This window comes from Streptomyces sp. D2-8 (assembly GCF_023184515.1).
Classification (GTDB): domain Bacteria; phylum Actinomycetota; class Actinomycetes; order Streptomycetales; family Streptomycetaceae; genus Streptomyces.
In genome coordinates, this window is the sequence record NZ_JAAHBP010000003.1 from 734,400 (window position 1) to 751,991 (window position 17,592).

Genomic DNA, 17,592 nt, shown 5'->3' on the forward strand with positions numbered 1-17,592 from the left:
ACGGTTCCTTCCTCTCCGGCAGCGCGAGTACCACGTCAGCGGGACGGCACTCGCCGCTCCCGGGTCCACGCCAGCAGCTCGTCCAGGGACCACGTGGTCACCACCCGCTCGGGCGGTACCCCGCACTCCTCCGCCCGTGCGCACCCGTTGATCTGCCAGTCCAGCTGCCCCGGCGCGTGCGCGTCGGTGTCGATGGAGAACAGCACCCCCGCGGCCACGGCCCGGCACAGCAGCCGCCGCGGCGGGTCCAGCCGCTCCGGCCTGCTGTTGATCTCCAGGGCCGTGCCCGTCTCGGCGAGCGCCGCGAACACCGCGTCCACGTCGAACTCCGACTCCGGCCGCCCCCGCCCGGTCACCAGCCGCCCCGTGCAGTGCCCCAGCACGTCCGCGTGCGGATCGCGTACGGCGGCCACCATCCGCCGGGTCATCGACCGGGCGTCCATGCGCAGCTTGGAGTGCACCGACACCACGACGACGTCCAGCCGGTCCAGCAGCTCCGGCTCCTGGTCGAGGGTGCCGTCCTCGAGGATGTCGCACTCGATGCCGGTCAGCAGCCGGAACGGCGCCCAGGTCCCGTTCAGCTCCGCCACCACGTCCAGTTGCTCGCGCAGCCGCTCGGGGGACAGCCCGCGGGCCACCGTCAGCCGCGGCGAGTGGTCGGTCAGCGCGGCCCACTCGTGGCCCATCTCCGCGGCCGCCCTGCCCATCTCCTCGATCGGGCTGCCGCCGTCCGACCAGTCCGAGTGCAGATGGCAGTCCCCGCGCAGCAGCGCCCGCAGCTTCTCCCCGCCCCGCACGGTCGGCTGCGCCTTCTCCGCCTCGCCCTCCAGCTTGTCCAGATAGCCGGGGACCTCGCCGGCCAGCGCCTCCCGGACCACCTGCGCGGTCTTCGGGCCGACGCCCTTGAGCTTCTCCAGCGAACCGTCCGCCGCCCGCCGGCGCACCTCGTCCCCGCCCAGCTCCTTCAGCACCCGGGCCGCCGTACGGAAGGCGCGCACGCGGTAGGTCGGTGCCAGGGACCGCTCCAGCAGGAAGGCGATCCGCTCCAGTGCCTCGACGGGGTCCATCGCCACCTCCACCTCCAGGGTTCCCCAGCGCCCTGCGGGCCGCACGACGGGCGCGCGCGGTTTGCCCGGTATCCCCCCGGGTACTGCGATGCCTCGTCCCGACCCCTCGACGAGGAGGCCTGTCATGTCCGCCCCCACCGCTTCCCCCGGCAAGGTCGCCGTGATCACCGGCGCCGACTCCGGCATCGGTCGCGCCACCGCCGTACGCCTGGCGCAGGCGGGCATGGACGTCGGCATCACCTATCACAGCGACCGCAAAGGCGCGGAGGAGACGGCCGACGAGGTGCGCTCGCACGGGCAGCGGGCCGAGGTCGCCCGGATGGACCTCACCCGGCTGCCCGACGCCGCCGACGTCATCGACGAGCTGTGCGAACGGCTCGGGCGCATCGACGTGCTGGTCAACAACGCCGGCACCGGCACCATGACACCCTTCCTCGACCTGGAGCTGTCCGACGTGCGCGAGGTCCTCGACGTCGATCTCGTCGGGCCGTTCCTGTGCGGGCAGAAGGCGGCCCGGCACATCATCGGACACGGCGAGGGCGGCCGGATCATCAACGTCACGTCCGTCCACGAGCACCAGCCGCGGGTGGGCGCCGCCCCCTACTGCGCCGCCAAGGGCGGTCTCGGCCTGCTCACCCAGGTCATGGCACTCGAACTGGCCGAGCACCGCATCACCGTCAACGCCGTCGCCCCGGGCGAGATCTCCACGCCCATGACCGGGCAGGAGGACACCGACCCGCACACCGAGAGCCGCCCGGGCATCCCGCTCGGGCGGCCCGGCGACGCCCGCGAGGTCGCTGCCGTCATCGCCTTCCTCGCCGGCCCGGACGCCTCCTACGTCACCGGCGCCTCCTGGAGCGTCGACGGCGGCATGCTCCGGATGGGCCCGCAGGCCGGTTCACACCTGACCGGCCACGACTGGCGCCGGCCCTGAGCGACCGGCCGATCCGGCGGGTGCTCTGAACCCGCGCCACCGACGGTTGCGTTCTACGCTCGATGCATGACCGAAAGCGCGAGCCCTTACATGTCCCACCCGCGGATCATGGTGCTCGGGGTACAGCCGGGCACACCGCCGTTCCGGATCGTGCAGATCGACGGCCAGGTGGTCGGGGAAGCCCGGGCCGTCACCGACGTGCTGGCCGCCGCGGCCGCGTTCGGCATCACCGTGCACGACATGGACGATCCGGACGTGGTCCGCTGGGTGGGGGGAGACAAGTTCACCTGGACCGTGCATTAAGGCCGGTCGCGGCCTAGGCCTTGCCGGCCGCCGGCTTCTCCTCGGCCCGGCCCGGGCGGGGCTTGCGCGCGTGGACGGCCCTGCTGAGGCGGCGCCCCAGGAGCAGGTAACCGATGAGCGCGCCCGTGGTGTTGAGGATGACGTCGTCGATGTCGAAGGCGCGGCCGGTGACCAGGGCGCCCTGGGCGAACTCCACCAGCAGCATCACGATCGCGGTGAGGAGCAGCACGCGCAGGATGCCACGGGTGCGGGGGGCGACCACGGGCACGAGGACGCCGAAGGGGATGCCCAGCAGGATGTTGCCGCCGATCTGCTTGAAGGCGTCTCGCAGTTCGGGCTGGTCGAGGTAGGCCTTCAGGGAGCTGCCCGGCTGCAGATTGCTGTGGGTCAGCGCCTCCGAGGCCGGCGAGGGGTACAGGGTCAGCCGAGCCAGCACCACGGCGAAGGCGACCATGAACGTGAACGCGCACAGCATCGCCAGCAGCCGGACAGGCCACGGGAGCGGGCGTCGCTCGCTCCCGGACCCGGCGGTCCGGGGACGTGAGGCTGTACTGGCCATGGGGGTCCTCCAGTCTTCAACTTCCCTGTGTGACAGGGCGGTTACCCCCGGGCGAGGCGACGATGCCGTGGGGGGCGCGTTCCCGGCCACGGTCCCCGGCGCCATCGCGGGACCGTTCCCTCCCTCGGTTTGCCCGCGATCGGCCGGGGCACTCCCGGCCGGGAGCGGCCGCCCGCCGCCGCGTCCCGCGGCCGGGGCGGTGTGTGGATGACCGATCACATCGACCCCTGCTCATGGCCACCGGTGAACGACTGGGCCCTCGCCGCCACGCTCACCCTCGGTGCCGGCCCGGCCGCGGCCCCGTGGGGCATCGCCGCGCCGATCTCGCCCTGGCCCTGCTCGGCCCCGTCGGTGCGCCCACGCTGCTGGGCGCACCGACCGGGCCGGGGTCCTCGGAAGCCGGTCAGCTCCCGTACGAGACGCGCACCTCCTTGAAGCCCAGGGAGCGCAGCAGGCCTTCGAGCATGCCGGTGGTGTTCGACTCGGCGCGCGCGGTCAGCTCGCTCTCCTTCGCCGCGTCGCCGATGTGCCGTACCGCGAGCTTCTGCACGGCCTGTTCGCCGTTGGGGTTGTCCGAGAAGAGGTCGCCGAGGCGGTCGAAGAGACCGCGCTGCTTGGAGACCGCGTAGGAGCGGTCGGGGTCGAGGGCGGGCTTGCCCAGCTGCGCGTGGGGCAGCCGGAGCGTGGCGGACGTGCGGTCGCCGTTGACCTTCACGTCGTTCTCGCCGATCTTGCCCAGGTCGACATAGGCGTCGACGGTGCCCGCGCCGACATACAGGGTGCGGGTGCCGCGGATCGCGTCGGGCAGCAGCTTGGCGTCCTTCTCCAGGTCCACGACCACCTGGAAGTTGCCGGAGGCGGCGTCGTAGCGGCTGATGTCCTGGATGGACTTCAGCAGCGCGGGGCCGGACCGGTCGTGGGTGTCGGTGCCGAACAGGTCCTTCAGGCCCGGGACCACGCTCAGCCGGAGCCCGGCGAAGAACACGACGAGCACCAGCACGAGCGCGGCCACCACCTTCGCCCAGCCGGGCATGCGCCTGGGGAGGCGCTTGACGGGAGTCGTCATGCGACGGCCCTCCTTCCTACTGTCCGGATGCCCGCCACATCCCCTGACAGACCGCCGAGTTGAGGATTGGACGACATCGGCGGAAGCACGCAGGGCGCATACCCGTCACGGGCGGGAGGTCGCCTCCGGCTGCTCCAGCGCGGCGTCCAGCGTCGGCTGCGGAGGCAGCAGCCGGGACAGGCCGGTGATCCGCAGGACGCGCAGCGTGAGCGGGTGCGCGCAGACGAGGAGCACATACCCCCGCCGGTCGAGCACGCGGCTGCGGGCCCGGTACAGCAGCCGCAGGCCGGAGCAGTCGAAGAAGTCGATCCCACTGAGGTCGATCACGACCCGGGCGGCGGGGCGGTTCGTCTCCCGGTCCAGGTGCGGGGCGATCTCCGCGGCCGCGGCGAGGTCGATCTCGCCGCGGAACTCCAGCACCGTGTGCCCCCGTTCCTGGCGGACGCGCAGATACCGGGTGAGCGGTGCAGGTTCCTGCCGCACGACGAGATCGCCTCCAGCCTGCTCCGTGCCTGGGGAGGGGCCGCGGCCCCAACGCCGGTCCCCGCTCTGCAAGTTACCCCCCAACGAGTGAATTTGAGCATGTTCGATTGACATATGTCTTTGAATTCCGGCCGAGTTGGCCGAGGTTTACGCCGGGGCGTGCGCGGGTGTCACTCCGGGGGCGCGTCGCGACGGCCCGGCGGGGCTACGACAGGGCGTGCCAGGCCTTGGTGAGCGCCTGGCGGAACTGCTCGGTCTGATGCGCGGTGAGGTCGCGCACCATCCGTTCCTCCAGCTCCCGGACGGGCCCGGCGTGCCGGGCGAGCAGTTCGCGGCCGGCGTCGGTGAGCAGGATCAGCAGCTCCCGGCGGTTGCGGGGGTTGCGCTCCCGGCGCACCAGCCCGCGGCCCTCCAGGGAGCGGACCAGGTCCGCGACGGACTGGGCGGTGACGAAGGAGTCGCGCGCCAGCTGGGCGGCGGACAGGTGGTCGTGCCGTTCCAGCACGGTCAGCGCCGTGTACTGAAGAGCGGTGATCCCGGAAGGTCTGACCAGCTCGTCCAGATGGGAGCGCACGACGAGCTCCACCTGCTTGACCATGTAGAGCAGGGAAGGGGGCGCCTTGGTCACCTGTGTGTCGAGCATGGGGGCAGGCTAGACCATTGACAGGAAACCTGTCCGTAAAGAGACTGCGCAAAGACAGGAATCCTGTTTGTTGAAATCTTGGCGACGATGCTGAGGAGCGGCGATGACCACCTTCGAGGGCACACCCGGGCAACTGTTCATCGGGGGCCGATGGCGCGAGGCCGCCGACGGGTCGCGCACCGAGGTGATCGACCCGTCCCGGGGCAGGGTCGTCACCACCGTCGCCGAGGCGGGCCCCGCCGACGTCGACGCGGCCGTGAACGCCGCCCGCGAGACCTTCGACGACGGTGCCTGGTCCGGCCTGAGCGGCCGCGAGCGCGGCCGGGTGCTGCACCGCGTCGCCCAGCTGATCCGGGAGAACGCCGACGAGCTCGCCGCGCTGGAGAGCCTCGACGTCGGCAAGCCGATCTCGCTGTGCGGCGCGGTCGACGTCACCAACGCGGCCAACGACTACGAGTACTACGCCCAGCTCGCCCAGAGCCAGGACGGCGCGCTGCGCGACATCCCCATGAACGCCCTCGCCTACACCAAGCGCGAGCCCCTCGGCGTGGTCGCCGCGATCACCCCGTTCAACTTCCCGCTGATCCTGGCCGGTTCGAAGCTCGCCCCGGCGCTGGCGGCCGGCAACACGGTCGTCCACAAGCCCGCCGACGAGACCCCGCTGAGCGCCCTGTACATGGCCCGGCTGCTCCAGGAGGCCGGCGTCCCCGACGGCGTGGTCAACGTCGTGACCGGCAGCGGCCCGGTGGCGGGCGAGGCGCTGCTGCGGCACCGCGGGGTCGACAAGGTCGCCTTCACCGGCTCCACCGCCATCGGCCGGCACGTGGCGAGCGTCGCCGGCGAGGCGCTCAAGCCCGTCACCATGGAACTCGGCGGGAACGCCGCCCACATCGTCTTCGAGGACGCCGACCTGGAGAAGGCGGTCGGTGCGGTCATCAAGGGCTTCGTCTTCAACACCGGCCAGTTCTGCATGGGCGGCCCGCGCCTGCTGGTGGCCCGCTCGGTGTATCCGACGCTGCTCGGCATCCTCGCCGAGGCCGTGCCCGGAGTGCCGATCGGCGATCCGCGCGACCCGGCCACCGTCATCGGCCCCATGGCGGCGGAGAAGCACCTGAAGAAGGTCGAGGAGTACGTCGCCCTGGCCCGCATGGAGGGCGCCCGTATCGTCTGCGGCGGCGAGCGGCTCGACCTGGACGGTGGCTACTACTACAAGCCCACCGTCATCGCTGACCTGGCGAACGACTCCCGGGTGATCCAGGAGGAGATCTTCGGCCCGGTCCTCACCGTGCAGCCCTTCGACGACGAGGACGAGGCCGTCGCCCTCGCCAACTCCACGCCCTACGGCCTGGCCTCGGGCATCCAGACCAGCCACCTCGCCCGCGCCCACCGGGTCGCCGACCGGCTCCAGGCCGGCATCGTCTGGATCAACGACTGGGCGATGCTCGACCCCGCGGTGCCCTTCGGCGGGGTGAAGGACTCCGGCTACGGCCGCGAGTACGGGCCCGAGGCCCTCGCCGGTTACACCAAGGTCAAGTCCGTCGTCGTCTCGCTCGACTGAGACACCGTCAAGGAGTCATCGCGATGCCCACCACCACCCTTGCCGCGGTCGTCGAGTCCGGCGGCGCGCCCTTCACCCTCTCCGACGTCGTGCTCGACGCACCCGGCCCGCACGAGGCGCTGGTCCGCATGACCGCCACCGGCCTGTGCCACACCGACCTCGGGGTGGCGAGCGGCGGACTGCCCTTCCCGCTGCCCGGCGTCCTGGGCCACGAGGGCGCGGGCGTCGTCGAGGCCGTCGGCTCCGCCGTCACCGGCGTCGCGCCGGGCGATCACGTCCTGCTCTCCTTCACCTCCTGCGGCGACTGCCGCAACTGCCGCGGCGGGCACCCCGCGTACTGTGCGACCTGGCTGCCGCTGAACCTGATCGGCGGGCGCCGGGCCGACGGGACCAGCACCATCAGCCGGGGCGGCGAGACCCTGGGCGGCCACTTCTTCGGCCAGTCCTCCTTCGCCGAGCTGGCCCTGGCCGACGAGCGCAGCCTCGTCAAGGTCGACCCGGACGTGCCGCTGGAGTCGATCGCCCCGCTGGGCTGCGGCGTACAGACCGGTGTGGGGGCGGTGTGGAACGTCCTGAAGCCGGAGACCGGCGGCACGGTCGTCGTCCTGGGCGCCGGAGCGGTCGGCCTGTCGGCCGTGATGGCGGCCGCCCTCACCCCGGCCACCAGGATCGTCGCCGTCGACCGGGTCGCCGAACGCCTGGCCCTGGCGACGGAGCTGGGCGCCACGCACACCGTCGACACGAGCCGGGCGGATCTGGCCGAGGCCCTCGCCGGGATCACCGGCGGTCAGGGCGCGGACGGTGTCGTGGAGACCACGGGCCATGTCGGTGTCCTGCGCCAGGGCGTCGACGCACTCGCCGCCCGCGGCACCCTGGTCGTCGTCGGCGCCCCGCCCTTCGGCACCGAGGTCGCCCTGGACGTCAACGGCCTCCTCGGCGGCAAGCGCATCGTCGGCCTCACCCTCGGCGACAGCGAGACCCAGACCATGATCCCGGCCCTCGTCCGCCTGGTGAAGGACGGACGGCTCCCGCTGCACCGCCTGATCAGCACCTACTCCTTCGGGGACATCGACCGGGCGGTCCAGGACATGAGGTCCGGCAAGACGATCAAGCCGGTCCTGACGTTCTGACACCGCCGGCCCGGACAGTCTGACCGCCCGGGCCGACAGGGGAGTTGGGCCACGGCCTGCCTCGGCGACCGGGCGAGGCCCGAGCGCCGTGACGGCTCGCCGACGGCGGCGAGGCCGCCGGGGCGGCTCGCGTGCGGCCGGTCCGGTCGGGACCGGCCGGGCCGGGCGGCCGGTGCTGCTTGGCGGGTCGCGACTGTCCGGGCCGTGCGGCCGGCAGGGAGGCCGGAGCCGCGCGGCCTTCCTTGGCGACCGGGCGAGGCCCGAGCGCCGTGACGGCTCGCCGACGGCGGCGAGGCCGCCGGGGCGGCTCGCGTGCGGCCGGTCCGGTCGGGACCGGCCGGGCCGGGCGGCCGGTGCTGCCCGGTGGGTCGGGACCGGCCGGGCCTGTCGAGCCGGCTGCCGGTTCCCTTCTGTCTGGCTCTATCGCGTTCGCCCGGTGGAGCCGGAGCGGTGCCGCGTGGCGGGACGGCCCGGCCGGACCTCACGAGCCGGCTGCCGGCCCCCTCCCGGCTCATTTCGCGTTCGCCGGGTGGAGCCGGACCGTCCGGCTCGGCCGGGTGGTCGTCGGCCTCGCCGGGGCGCCCCCGTCCGCAGCCGGCCCGGTACGCCCCGGCTCGGCCGACGGTCAGAGGCGTGCTCAGTCGTTCAGCAGCACCAGCTTGCCCGTCGTACGCCCGGTGTCGCCGAGGGCGTGCGCCTCGGCGGCCTCGGCCAGCGGGAAGGTTCCGGCGATCGTGGCGCGCAGCCTCCCCGTCTCGACCAGTTCCGCGATCGCCTCCATGCCGCTGCGGTCGGCGTCCACCAGCATCCGCAGCGCCCGCACACCGAGCCGCTCGGCCTCCTCGTAGAGGTCGTCCGAGCCACCCGGGAGGATCGAGACCAGGACCCCGCCGGGGCGCAGCACGCGCAGCGAGCGCAGGGAGTTGTCGCCGCCGATCGTGTCCAGGACGACGTCGACGTCCTTCACGGCCTCGGTGAAGTCCGTCTCCCGGTAGTCCACCGCCTCGTCCACACCGATCTCGCGCAGGAAGTCGTGCTTGCCCGCGCTCGCGGTGCCGATCACGTACGCGCCGCGCGCCTTGGCGATCTGGACCGCCACATGCCCGACCCCGCCCGCCGCGGCGTGGATCAGCACCCGCTGCCCGGGCCGGAGGTTCGCGTGCTCGGTCAGCGCCTGCCAGGCGGTGAGCGAGACCAGCGGAAGCGCGCCCGCCTGGGTGTGGTCGACCCCGGCCGGCTTGCGGGCGAGGGCGCGGACCGGGGCGATCACGTACTCGGCGTGCGAGCCGTGCCCGTAGGGATACGGCAGCATGCCGAAGACCTCGTCACCGGGTGCGAAGGCCACGACGCCGATGCCGACCGCCTCCACCACCCCGGAGACGTCCCAGCCGAGGACGAAGGGCGGCTCACCCAGGAACCCGCCGGTCGCGCGGTGCTTCCAGTCGGTCGGGTTGACCCCTGCGGCCCGCACCCGGACCAGTACCTCGTTGGGCTTCGGTACCGGGCGCTCGATCTCCACTTCCTTCAGGACCTCGGGGCCGCCGAGGTCCTCCTGGCCGATGGCTCGCATCGTGTTCTGTGTGCTCATGGACCCAGCGTGCCGGTCCGCGCACCGCCCGCCAATGGCACGATTGCCAACCTTCGATAGGATCGTGCCATGCGACGCGAGCGAGTGGTGGTCCTGGCCCTGGACGGGGTGTATCCCTTCGAGCTGGGCATCCCCAGCCGGATCCTCGGTGCGGCCGACGGCCGCTACGAGGTCCTCACCTGCTCGGTCGACGGCGGTCCGGTGCGCACCAACGCGGACTTCGGCGTCACCGTGGAGCACGGCCCCGAGGCCCTGGCCACGGCCGGCACGGTGGTGATCGCGCCCGTCGCCCCCTCCCACCTGACCGACGAGGTGTCCGACGACGTCCTGGCCGCGCTCGCGCTCATCCGCCCCGGCACCCGCATCGTCTCCATCTGCACCGGCGCCTTCGTCCTCGCCGCCGCCGGTCTCCTCGACGGGCGGCGGGCGACCACCCACTGGCAGGTCGCCGACCACTTCAGGCGCATGTTCCCGCGGGTCGACCTCGACCCGGACGTGCTGTTCGTCGACGACCACCCGTTCCTGACCTCCGCCGGTGCCGCCTCCGGCGTGGACATCTGCCTGCACCTCGTCCGCAAGGACCACGGCAGCCACGTGGCCAACAGCGTCGCCCGCCGCTGCGTCGTCCCGCCCTTCCGGGACGGCGGCCAGGCCCAGTACATCGAGCAGCCCGTGCCCGAGCAGGGCGCCGCGAGCACCGCGGCCACCCGCGCCTGGGCCCTGGCGCGTCTCGGCGAACCGCTCACGCTCGCCGACCTCGCCGGCCATGCGCGGATGAGCCTGCGCACCTTCGCCCGCCGTTTCCACGACGAGGTGGGTCTCAGCCCCGGCCGCTGGCTGATCCAGCAGCGCGTGGCGCGGGCCCGGCATCTGCTGGAGTCCAGCGACCTGACGGTTGATCAGATCGCCGGCCGGGTCGGCTTCGCGACCGGCGCGTCCCTGCGCCAGCATCTGCACGCGGCGATCGGGGTCTCCCCGCAGGCCTACCGCCGCACGTTCCAGACCGCCCGCTGACATCGGCGGCATCCGCGTACGGCCTGCGGCATGACCTGCCGCGCGTCCTGACGCACAGCCAATTCCATTGACAGCAAAGACATTTGTCGACCTGTTGCCTTCTGTCGGAGCGTGACGGAACCCTCACGTCCGACAGGGGGGAGGTTGATCCTTTCGGGTCCAAACCCGATAAGGTTCCGATCGGCGCTGCGAGTTGACGCGATCGCGTCCAGTCGATTCGCAGTGCGTACTCATGAGTGCGATCCACACCCCCCTGTTCGATCGTGTTGCCTCGAAGGATGCAGATGGAACTCGCCACTCCGCCACCGGCGGCGCGGGCCCCTGTCGCCTGGTACAGCTGGTGGTTGATGCCGCTGGGCTTGGGAGGCGGGACCGTTGCCGCCACGTTCATGAGCTCGGAGCGAATAACCGTGGCCGTCGCCGGAGTAGCGGCGACGGCGGCCGGTGCCGTGTGCGTACGGCTGCTGCTGCGCACCCGGGCACAACTGCACCGCGCGGAGGGTTCCTTCCGCACCACGCAGGCCGAGCACAACCAGCAGTGGCAGCAGCATGTGGCCGGTCTGGAACGCAAGTTCACCGCCGACCGCGCCACGCTGGAATCCCAGCTCAACGAGCAGAACGCCGCGTACGAGCGACGCCTGGCCGACCAGAGCGCCACGTACGAGACGCAGCTCGCCGACCAGTCCCGGGCCTATGAGGAACGGCTGACCGAGCAGGCCACCTCGTACGAGGCCCAGCTCGCCGACCAGGCCGAGGTCTGGCAGGAGCAGCTCTCCCACCAGCTCGCCGCGGTCGCCCGGCTCGCCGACGAGCAGCTGCCCGACGCGATGGAGAAGCTGCGCGCCGGCGACGCCATCGACGACCTGCTGCCCACCGTCAACCAGTGCGCCAAGGTCAGTTCGGACCTCCAGGCCGAACTGCGCAAGCTGCTGCGCACCTCCCTGATCGGCCTGGAGGCGGAGTTCGACCGCTCCACCTCCGCCGAACAGGCCGTGATCAGCATCGGCAACCGCATCCACGTCCTGACCAGCAAGCTCCGCGGCCGTCTGCACGAGATGCAGGGCGAGCACGGCCGGCTGCCGTCCGTCGCCCGGGGCCTGATGGAACTCGACCAGGAGCTCGGCCCCGCCGACTCGCTCGCCGCCAGCATCGGCGTGCTCGGCGGCTCGGACCGGCCCGGGCGTCAGTGGCAGGAACCGCAGCGGCTGCTGAGCGTGGTGCGCGGCGGCATCGGCCGGATCAAGGACTTCCACCGGATCCAGGTCCGCCACCTGCCCGAACTCGGCGTCGACGGCGGCCTCGTCGACCACCTCACGCTGATCCTGGCCCACCTCCTGGACAACGCGGCCCGCTACTCGCCGCCCACCGAGCCGGTGCTCATCTCCGGCAAGGAGGTCCCCAACGGCGTCGGCATCGAGATCCAGGACTCCGGCAAGGGCCTGAGCGAGGAGAAGAAGCGCGAGGCCGAGCACGCCCTCGCGGGCACCGCGCCCGGCGCGGGCCTCGGCGGCATCACCGAGGATGCCAACATCGGCCTGCGCGTCGTCGGCGCCCTCGCCCGCCGCTACGGCATCCGCGTCACCTTCGCGGACTCGCCGTGGCTCGGCACCTCCGTGGTGGTCGTGGTCCCGCACAAGTACTTCAGCCCGCTGCCCATGGCCGCGACCGCGACGGCCGCGCCGGCCCCGGAGGTCCGCACCGCCACGGCCGCCCCGGCCGCCGAGTCGGACACCGCGCCCGGCCCACAGGCCGTGCAGGCCGAGACCGGGCAGACCACCCCCGGCGGACTGCCCCGGCGCCGCAGCAAGCGCAACGAGACGGAGGCGCCCAGGCCGGCCGAGCGGACCGACCGGAACACCGTCGCCGCCGTCCCGCCGGACGCGTCCTTCTCGGGTCTCGCCGCCTTCGCCACCGCCGGACGCGACGCGGCGGAGGCCTCCGAGGCGGCCGACGACCGCGGCACCCTCGCCGGACGCGAGTACACCGAGCACCGCACCGAAGAGAGCGACTAGTCCCATGACGCAGCAAGGAACAGATGTGAGCTGGGCGCTCCGCGATCTCGTCGAGAGTATCCAGGAGATCCGTTTCGCCCTCGTGGCCTCCAGCGACGGCAAGGCCATCACCTCCTACGGCGCCGAAGACCCCGACGACGTCGACCGCTTCGCGGCCGTGGTGGCCGGACTGCAGGCCCTGGCCCAGCCGGTCGCCGAGCAGTTCCCCAACTACGCCGGGCAGCTGCGCCTCGCGATGATCGAGGTGGACGGCGGGCACCTCTTCGTCGTCCGCGCGGGGGTGGAGACGTACCTCGGCGTCCTCGCCAGGGAAGGCCTCGACCAGGGCCTGCTCGGGCACCAGATGAGAGACCTGGCCCGCAGGATGGGTGAGCTCCTCGGCACCACTCCGCGCCTGGAGGAGCACTCTGGATGAGTGCTCCCCGCAGGCCGTCGGACCCGTCCGGTCTCGAGCGCTACTACGTCCTCACCGGAGGGCGCAGCGGACCGGGCGGTTCGGCGTCGAGCCTCGACGTGGCGACGCTGGTCGTCGCCCGCGCCGCCCCGTTACCGGGCATGCAGCACGAGCACGAGGACATCCTCCGCCGCTGCCGCGACCCGCTGTCGGTCGCCGAGCTCGGCGCCCACCTCGGGCTCCCCTTCAACATTCTCGCGGTGCTGCTGTCGGACCTGCTGGACGCAGGTCGCGTCGAAGCCCGTAACCCCATCCCGGCACACGACGCCGGCCGCGGGCCCGACCTCGCGCTCCTTGAGGAGGTACTCAGTGGACTTGAAAGGCTTTGACCAACCCGGAGGCTCGGCCGGGGACACCCGCTCGGTGAAGGTGATGATCGCCGGCGGGTTCGGCACCGGGAAGACCACCATGGTCCGGTCGGTCAGCGACATCAAGCCGCTCACCACCGAGGAGACCCTCACCCAGGCCAGTGCCGACGTCGACCGTCTCATCGGCGTCGCCGACAAGACGCAGACCACCGTCAGCCTGGACTTCGGCAAGATCGGCATCAACGAGAGCCTGGTGCTGTACCTGTTCGGCACGCCGGGTCAGGAGCGGTTCTGGTTCCTGTGGAACGGGCTGTTCAAGGGGGCCCTCGGCGCGATCGTCCTGGTGGACACGCGCCGTCTGGAATCCAGTTTCCGGGCGATCGAGGAGATGGAGCGGCAGGAGGTCCCCTTCGTCGTCGCGCTGAACGTCTTCCCCGACTCGCGGAACTACCCGGTCGAGGAGATCCGGGACGCCCTGGACATCCCCGAGCACACCCCGGTCGTGGCCTTCGACGCCCGCGACCGGGCCGCCAGCCGGGACGTCCTGGTCGCCCTGATCCACCATCTGAAGGAACGCTCGGCCGTGGCCCTGGAGCCCCGATGAACGACTCGACCGAATCCAGCCTCCCGGCCATGCGGGGCTGCCCCGTCGCCCACCACGGGGCCGACCTGACGCGGCTGTACGGCCCGGACGCCGCGACCGACCCGATGGGCATCTACGAGCGGCTCCGCAAGGAGCACGGCTCGGTCGCGCCGGTCCTGCTCGAAGGAGACGTGCCCGCCTGGCTGGTCCTCGGCTACCGCGACAACCGGCGGGTGCTCGACAACCCCCGCCAGTTCAGCCGGGACGCGAGGATCTGGCGGGACTGGGCCGACGGGCGCGTCGACGAGACCTCGCCGCTGATCCCGATGATCGGCTGGCGGCCGGACTGCGTCTCCCAGGACGGCGAACCGCACCGCAGGCTGCGCGCGGCCGTGACCGACGGGCTCCAGGCGGCGGCTGCCCGCGGCATCCGGCGTCACGCGACCCACTTCGCGAACAAGCAGATCAACGCCTTCGCCGACACCGGACGCGCCGACCTCGTGGCGGACTACGCCGAGTACCTGCCGATGCTCGTGCTCTCCCGCATCCTCGGTCTTCCCGAGTCGGAGGGGCGCGACCTGGTCGAGTCCTGTGCCCAGGTCTTCAAGGGCGGCGAGGACGCTCTCGCGCACAACGAGCGCATCATGGGGATCCTCGCCGAACTGGCCGAGCGCAAGCGCACCGAGCCCGGCGGCGACTTCGCCACCGCCCTGCTGGGGCACGCGGCCGGTCTCGACGAGGACGAGGTGGTCAGCCATCTGCGTCTGGTGCTGATCGCCGCGCACACCACGACCAGCAACCTGCTGGCCCGGGTGCTCCAGATGATCCTCACCGACACCGTCCGGCTCTCCGGACTGATCAGCGGCCAGCTGAACATCTCCGCCGTGGTGGAGGAGGTCATGTGGAACAGCCCGCCGCTGGCCGTGCTGCCGGGCCGGTTCGCCGCCGGCGACCTCGAACTCGGCGGCCACCAGATCCAGGAGGGCGACCTGCTGGTGCTGGGCCTCGCTGCGGGCAACACCGACCCCGACGTCCGGCCGGACACGGGTGTCTCCGTCCAGGGCAACCAGGCACACCTGGCGTTCAGTTCGGGTCCGCACGAGTGCCCGGGGCAGAGCATCGGCCAGTCCATCATCGAGATCGCGGTGGACGTCCTGCTGCACCGCCTGCCGGGCCTGACCCTGGCCGTGCCCCCGGAGGATCTCACCTCGACCGCTTCCACGTGGGAGTCCCGGCTGGACAGCCTGCCGGTCGAGTTCGCCGTGTAGCGCCCTCGCGTGATGCCCGGCCGGACCTCCGGCCGGGCCCCGCCCGGCTTGTCCGCCGAGCCTCCGCCGCCCCGGGACGTCACACTGGTACGAGTCCGTCCGACGACTCGTCAGGAGGCGCACCGCGATGACGTCCGCACCCGTACGCAGCGCTGAGCAGCGCAAGAAGGACACCCTGCACCGCCTGGACCACGACGTGGACGCCTGGGTCGCCACGGCCGACGGCGTGTCGGGGACGCCGTACCTCGTCCCGCTGTCCTTCCTCTGGAACGGCTCGTACCTGCTGTTCGCCACGCCCGCGTCCAGCCCCACCGGACGGAACCTGGCCGCCTCCGGCCGGGCCCGGGTGGGCATCGGGCCGACCCGTGACGTCGTCCTCGTCGAGGGCACCGTCGAGACGGTCCAGCCCGGCGAGCTGACCGAGCAGGACGCCGAACTCTTCGCCGCCAAGACCGGGTTCGACCCCCGCCGGCTGGCCACGCCGTACCTCTACTTCCGCGTCGTGCCGCGGCGGGTGCAGGCCTGGCGGGAGGCCGACGAACTCGACGGCCGCGAACTCATGCGCGACGGACGGTGGTTGAAGACCGACTGAATCCGCCGTACCGGGATATCCGCAAGGTACGGGTCCGCGGGGCACGACCGCCCCGCGACCGAATCCTGCGGAGGAGACATGGCACTGGTGAAAGCGGGGGTCCTCGTGCTCGACTGCGCCGAGCCCGAGAAGCTCGCCGTGTTCTACAAGGAACTGCTGGAGGGAGAGGAGTCGGACGCCACCGCCAACCTGGTGGAGATCAAGAGCGCCGACGGCTTCCGGATCGCACTGCGCCGGGACGTCAACGCGACCCCGCCCAGCTGGCCGCGCCCCGAGAACTCCCTGCAGGCCCATCTGGAGTTCGTGGTGGACGACCTCGACGCGGTGGAACGCCGCGTCATCAGCCTCGGCGGCCGCCCCCTGGAGGCCAAGGAGGCCTCGGGTCCCCTGGAGGAGCGCGGCTACGCCGACCCGGCAGGCCACTCCTTCACGCTGCGCCGCACGGCGCCGACGGCACCCAAGCAGGGCTGAGCGCGGCGTCCGCCCGGCGCCGCCGGGCCCAGCGGGGCGGCTGAGCGCACAGGACGGCCCCGCCCGGTACGGTGCCGGGCGGGGCCGCGTCGCTGTCAGTCCCGGCCGCCCTTCTCGCCGGCCGGCCAGGTGCCGGTCGAACGCTCGATGGCCTTGGCACCCGCGCGGTCCACGGCGCTGCGCACCACCGCGAAGATGGCGCCCTGGATCGCGGCGGCCAGCAGGACCTCGCCCCAGCCGCGGTCCTTGTCCAGCGCGTCGGGCGCGTCCTCCTCGTGCCGGATCGCCATCCACGTCTTGCGGAAGGCGAGCCCGGCCAGCCAGCCGCCCGACCAGCCGAGCACGAAGCCGAGGGGCTGGTACGCGAGGGACATCTTCTTCTTCTTTGCCACGGGGAACTCCTTGATCGCTGTGGGGGGGAACGTGGTCAGGGGGTGTGCGCCGCCGGTATCCGCTCCTCGACGCGGACCGGCCCGGGCGGTGTGCCGTCACCGAACGGCCGGCCGCCCAGCTCCTCGCGGTGGTGCGGGGCCGGCCAGCCGGACAGGTCCGGCCCCAGGGGGACGACGCGGGTCGGGTTGATGCCCGTGTGCACCTGGTAGTAGTGGCGCTTGATGTGGTCGAAGTCGACGGTGTCGCCGAACCCGGGCGTCTGGAACAGGTCGCGGACGTACGCCCACAGCACCTGGTTCTCCGTCAGCTTCCAGCGGTTGCACTTGAAGTGGCCGTGGTAGACCGCGTCGAAGCGCACCAGCGTGGTGAACAGCCGGATGTCCGCCTCGGTGATCGTGTCGCCGACCAGGTACCGCTGCCGCTCCAGCCGCCCCGAGAGCAGCTCCAGCCGCCGGAACACACCCGCGCAGGCGGCCTCGTACTCCTCCTGCCCGGTGGCGAAACCCGCCCGGTAGACGCCGTTGTTGACGTCCTCGTAGACGTCCGCCATGACCTCGTCGATCTCGTCGCGCCGCGCGTCCGGGTACAGGTCGGGCGCGCCGTCCCGGTGCAGGGCCGTCCACTCGGTGGCGAGATCGAGGGTGAGCTGCTGGTAGTCGTTGGTCACCAGCTGCCCGCTGGGCACGTCCACGACCGCCGGCACGCTGACACCGCCGGGGTAGTCGTTCTCGCGGCGGTCGTAGGCCTCGCTCAGAAAGCGGATGCCGAGGACCGGGTCGCGGCCGTCCTCGTCCAGGGTGAAGCGCCAGCTGCGGTCGTCCTGGATCGGGTCGGCGACGGCCAGGGACAGGGCGTCCTCCAGGCCGAGCAGCCGCCGGGAGACCAGTGACCGGCTCGCCCACGGGCAGGCACGGCTGACGACCAGACGGTAGCGCCCGGCCTCCACCGGCCAGCCGTCCCGGCCGTCCGCGGTGATCCGGTCCGCGAAATGTGCCTTGGACCGTGTGAACGCCCTCCTTCCGTAGCCGGTGTTGCCGTCGTCGCCGTCGTCGCGGCTCATGGGGGTGACCTCCTTGCCGTACGTGTGCCCTGGTGAACGCGTTCCCCGTTTTCCGCGGACGGCACGGTGTGAGCACCGCCGACCGGGGCAATCGGCGTGGGTGAGT

The 17,592-nt window shown here is 72.2% G+C and carries 20 protein-coding genes; 12 read left to right on the forward strand and 8 right to left on the reverse strand.

The genetic code is table 11. From position 1 onward, the window contains the following. Positions 1-35: 35 nt before the first annotated feature. Positions 36-1,067: a PHP domain-containing protein gene (locus G3I77_RS09700; RefSeq protein ID WP_248502214.1), complete on the reverse strand. Its 1,032-nt coding sequence runs from the start codon at positions 1,065-1,067 to the stop codon at positions 36-38. Between the two features lie 124 nt (positions 1,068-1,191). Between G3I77_RS09700 and G3I77_RS09705 the strand changes: the two genes are divergently transcribed. Further along, entirely contained in the window at positions 1,192-2,001 is an 810-nt protein-coding gene (locus tag G3I77_RS09705) for an SDR family oxidoreductase (RefSeq protein WP_248502215.1), read from the forward strand. A 66-nt stretch (positions 2,002-2,067) separates the two neighbouring features. Next, complete coding sequence (locus G3I77_RS09710) at positions 2,068-2,304, forward strand: hypothetical protein (RefSeq protein ID WP_248502216.1); 237 nt, start codon at positions 2,068-2,070, stop codon at positions 2,302-2,304. A gap of 13 nt (positions 2,305-2,317) precedes the next feature. Here the strand turns inward: G3I77_RS09710 and G3I77_RS09715 are convergent, their stop codons facing one another. The 4 genes from G3I77_RS09715 to G3I77_RS09730 all read right to left on the reverse strand — a co-directional run bounded on the left by G3I77_RS09715 (position 2,318) and on the right by G3I77_RS09730 (position 5,055). Then, on the reverse strand, positions 2,318-2,863 hold the full coding sequence (locus G3I77_RS09715; protein WP_248502217.1) for a VanZ family protein: 546 nt from the start codon (positions 2,861-2,863) through the stop codon (positions 2,318-2,320). Between the two features lie 403 nt (positions 2,864-3,266). Then, positions 3,267-3,929 carry a DUF4230 domain-containing protein gene (locus G3I77_RS09720; protein ID WP_248502218.1) on the reverse strand — a complete coding sequence of 221 codons (663 nt, stop codon included), beginning with the start codon at positions 3,927-3,929 and terminating at the stop codon, positions 3,267-3,269. A gap of 105 nt (positions 3,930-4,034) precedes the next feature. Continuing rightward, on the reverse strand, positions 4,035-4,412 hold the full coding sequence (locus G3I77_RS09725) for an anti-sigma factor antagonist (protein ID WP_248502219.1): 378 nt from the start codon (positions 4,410-4,412) through the stop codon (positions 4,035-4,037). A 205-nt stretch (positions 4,413-4,617) separates the two neighbouring features. Next, positions 4,618-5,055 carry a MarR family winged helix-turn-helix transcriptional regulator gene (locus tag G3I77_RS09730; protein WP_248502220.1) on the reverse strand — a complete coding sequence of 146 codons (438 nt, stop codon included), beginning with the start codon at positions 5,053-5,055 and terminating at the stop codon, positions 4,618-4,620. Between the two features lie 103 nt (positions 5,056-5,158). On the opposite strand from G3I77_RS09730, the gene G3I77_RS09735 reads away from it, so the two are divergent. Together G3I77_RS09735 and G3I77_RS09740 are read left to right on the forward strand one after the other, a co-directional pair. Continuing rightward, a complete protein-coding gene (locus tag G3I77_RS09735) occupies positions 5,159-6,613 on the forward strand; it encodes an aldehyde dehydrogenase (RefSeq protein WP_248502221.1) in 1,455 nt (484 codons plus the stop codon). Positions 6,614-6,636: 23 nt separating this feature from the next. After that, the gene (locus G3I77_RS09740; RefSeq protein WP_248502222.1) at positions 6,637-7,743 is read left to right on the forward strand and encodes an NAD(P)-dependent alcohol dehydrogenase; all 1,107 of its coding nucleotides are present in this window, start codon (positions 6,637-6,639) and stop codon (positions 7,741-7,743) included. A 637-nt stretch (positions 7,744-8,380) separates the two neighbouring features. Here G3I77_RS09740 and G3I77_RS09745 read toward each other — a convergent pair. Continuing rightward, entirely contained in the window at positions 8,381-9,331 is a 951-nt protein-coding gene (locus G3I77_RS09745) for an NADP-dependent oxidoreductase (protein ID WP_248502223.1), read from the reverse strand. Between the two features lie 69 nt (positions 9,332-9,400). On the opposite strand from G3I77_RS09745, the gene G3I77_RS09750 reads away from it, so the two are divergent. The 8 genes from G3I77_RS09750 (at position 9,401) to G3I77_RS09785 (ending at position 16,033) form a co-directional block, all read left to right on the forward strand. Further along, positions 9,401-10,345, forward strand: a complete 945-nt coding sequence (locus G3I77_RS09750) for a GlxA family transcriptional regulator (protein WP_248502224.1) — start codon at positions 9,401-9,403, stop codon at positions 10,343-10,345. Between the two features lie 284 nt (positions 10,346-10,629). Next, positions 10,630-12,357: a sensor histidine kinase KdpD gene (locus G3I77_RS09755; protein WP_248502225.1), complete on the forward strand. Its 1,728-nt coding sequence runs from the start codon at positions 10,630-10,632 to the stop codon at positions 12,355-12,357. Between the two features lie 4 nt (positions 12,358-12,361). Then, positions 12,362-12,772 carry a roadblock/LC7 domain-containing protein gene (locus G3I77_RS09760; RefSeq protein ID WP_248502226.1) on the forward strand — a complete coding sequence of 137 codons (411 nt, stop codon included), beginning with the start codon at positions 12,362-12,364 and terminating at the stop codon, positions 12,770-12,772. After that, positions 12,769-13,140, forward strand: coding sequence for a DUF742 domain-containing protein (locus G3I77_RS09765; RefSeq protein WP_248502227.1), 372 nt, complete (start codon positions 12,769-12,771; stop codon positions 13,138-13,140). Before G3I77_RS09760 ends, G3I77_RS09765 begins: the two co-directional genes overlap by 4 nt. Further along, entirely contained in the window at positions 13,121-13,723 is a 603-nt protein-coding gene (locus tag G3I77_RS09770; RefSeq protein WP_248502228.1) for an ATP/GTP-binding protein, read from the forward strand. Before G3I77_RS09765 ends, G3I77_RS09770 begins: the two co-directional genes overlap by 20 nt. Then, the gene (locus G3I77_RS09775) at positions 13,720-14,970 is read left to right on the forward strand and encodes a cytochrome P450 (RefSeq protein ID WP_248502229.1); all 1,251 of its coding nucleotides are present in this window, start codon (positions 13,720-13,722) and stop codon (positions 14,968-14,970) included. Before G3I77_RS09770 ends, G3I77_RS09775 begins: the two co-directional genes overlap by 4 nt. A 127-nt stretch (positions 14,971-15,097) precedes the next feature. Continuing rightward, positions 15,098-15,562, forward strand: coding sequence for a pyridoxamine 5'-phosphate oxidase family protein (locus G3I77_RS09780; RefSeq protein ID WP_248502230.1), 465 nt, complete (start codon positions 15,098-15,100; stop codon positions 15,560-15,562). Between the two features lie 78 nt (positions 15,563-15,640). After that, on the forward strand, positions 15,641-16,033 hold the full coding sequence (locus G3I77_RS09785; RefSeq protein ID WP_248502231.1) for a VOC family protein: 393 nt from the start codon (positions 15,641-15,643) through the stop codon (positions 16,031-16,033). A gap of 95 nt (positions 16,034-16,128) precedes the next feature. Here the strand turns inward: G3I77_RS09785 and G3I77_RS09790 are convergent, their stop codons facing one another. Further along, a complete protein-coding gene (locus tag G3I77_RS09790; protein WP_030845173.1) occupies positions 16,129-16,425 on the reverse strand; it encodes a DUF4235 domain-containing protein in 297 nt (98 codons plus the stop codon). Positions 16,426-16,460: 35 nt separating this feature from the next. Then, positions 16,461-17,486 carry a glutathione S-transferase family protein gene (locus G3I77_RS09795; RefSeq protein WP_248502232.1) on the reverse strand — a complete coding sequence of 342 codons (1,026 nt, stop codon included), beginning with the start codon at positions 17,484-17,486 and terminating at the stop codon, positions 16,461-16,463. Between the last annotated feature and the right edge of the window lie 106 nt (positions 17,487-17,592).

Excerpts from the sequence above, each read along its gene's own strand:
- G3I77_RS09705 (WP_248502215.1), top strand. The coding sequence starts at position 1,192 with ATGTCCGCCCCCACCGCTTCCCCCGGCAAGGTCGCCGTGATCACCGGC.
- G3I77_RS09745 (WP_248502223.1), bottom strand. The coding sequence starts at position 9,331 with ATGAGCACACAGAACACGATGCGAGCCATCGGCCAGGAGGACCTCGGC.
- G3I77_RS09700 (WP_248502214.1), bottom strand. The coding sequence starts at position 1,067 with ATGGACCCCGTCGAGGCACTGGAGCGGATCGCCTTCCTGCTGGAGCGG.
- G3I77_RS09775 (WP_248502229.1), top strand. The coding sequence starts at position 13,720 with ATGAACGACTCGACCGAATCCAGCCTCCCGGCCATGCGGGGCTGCCCC.
- G3I77_RS09795 (WP_248502232.1), bottom strand. The coding sequence starts at position 17,486 with ATGAGCCGCGACGACGGCGACGACGGCAACACCGGCTACGGAAGGAGG.
- G3I77_RS09765 (WP_248502227.1), top strand. The coding sequence starts at position 12,769 with ATGAGTGCTCCCCGCAGGCCGTCGGACCCGTCCGGTCTCGAGCGCTAC.
- G3I77_RS09720 (WP_248502218.1), bottom strand. The coding sequence starts at position 3,929 with ATGACGACTCCCGTCAAGCGCCTCCCCAGGCGCATGCCCGGCTGGGCG.
- G3I77_RS09735 (WP_248502221.1), top strand. The coding sequence starts at position 5,159 with ATGACCACCTTCGAGGGCACACCCGGGCAACTGTTCATCGGGGGCCGA.
- G3I77_RS09750 (WP_248502224.1), top strand. The coding sequence starts at position 9,401 with ATGCGACGCGAGCGAGTGGTGGTCCTGGCCCTGGACGGGGTGTATCCC.
- G3I77_RS09715 (WP_248502217.1), bottom strand. The coding sequence starts at position 2,863 with ATGGCCAGTACAGCCTCACGTCCCCGGACCGCCGGGTCCGGGAGCGAG.
- G3I77_RS09755 (WP_248502225.1), top strand. The coding sequence starts at position 10,630 with ATGGAACTCGCCACTCCGCCACCGGCGGCGCGGGCCCCTGTCGCCTGG.
- G3I77_RS09710 (WP_248502216.1), top strand. The coding sequence starts at position 2,068 with ATGACCGAAAGCGCGAGCCCTTACATGTCCCACCCGCGGATCATGGTG.
- G3I77_RS09740 (WP_248502222.1), top strand. The coding sequence starts at position 6,637 with ATGCCCACCACCACCCTTGCCGCGGTCGTCGAGTCCGGCGGCGCGCCC.
- G3I77_RS09730 (WP_248502220.1), bottom strand. The coding sequence starts at position 5,055 with ATGCTCGACACACAGGTGACCAAGGCGCCCCCTTCCCTGCTCTACATG.
- G3I77_RS09760 (WP_248502226.1), top strand. The coding sequence starts at position 12,362 with ATGACGCAGCAAGGAACAGATGTGAGCTGGGCGCTCCGCGATCTCGTC.
- G3I77_RS09780 (WP_248502230.1), top strand. The coding sequence starts at position 15,098 with ATGACGTCCGCACCCGTACGCAGCGCTGAGCAGCGCAAGAAGGACACC.
- G3I77_RS09785 (WP_248502231.1), top strand. The coding sequence starts at position 15,641 with ATGGCACTGGTGAAAGCGGGGGTCCTCGTGCTCGACTGCGCCGAGCCC.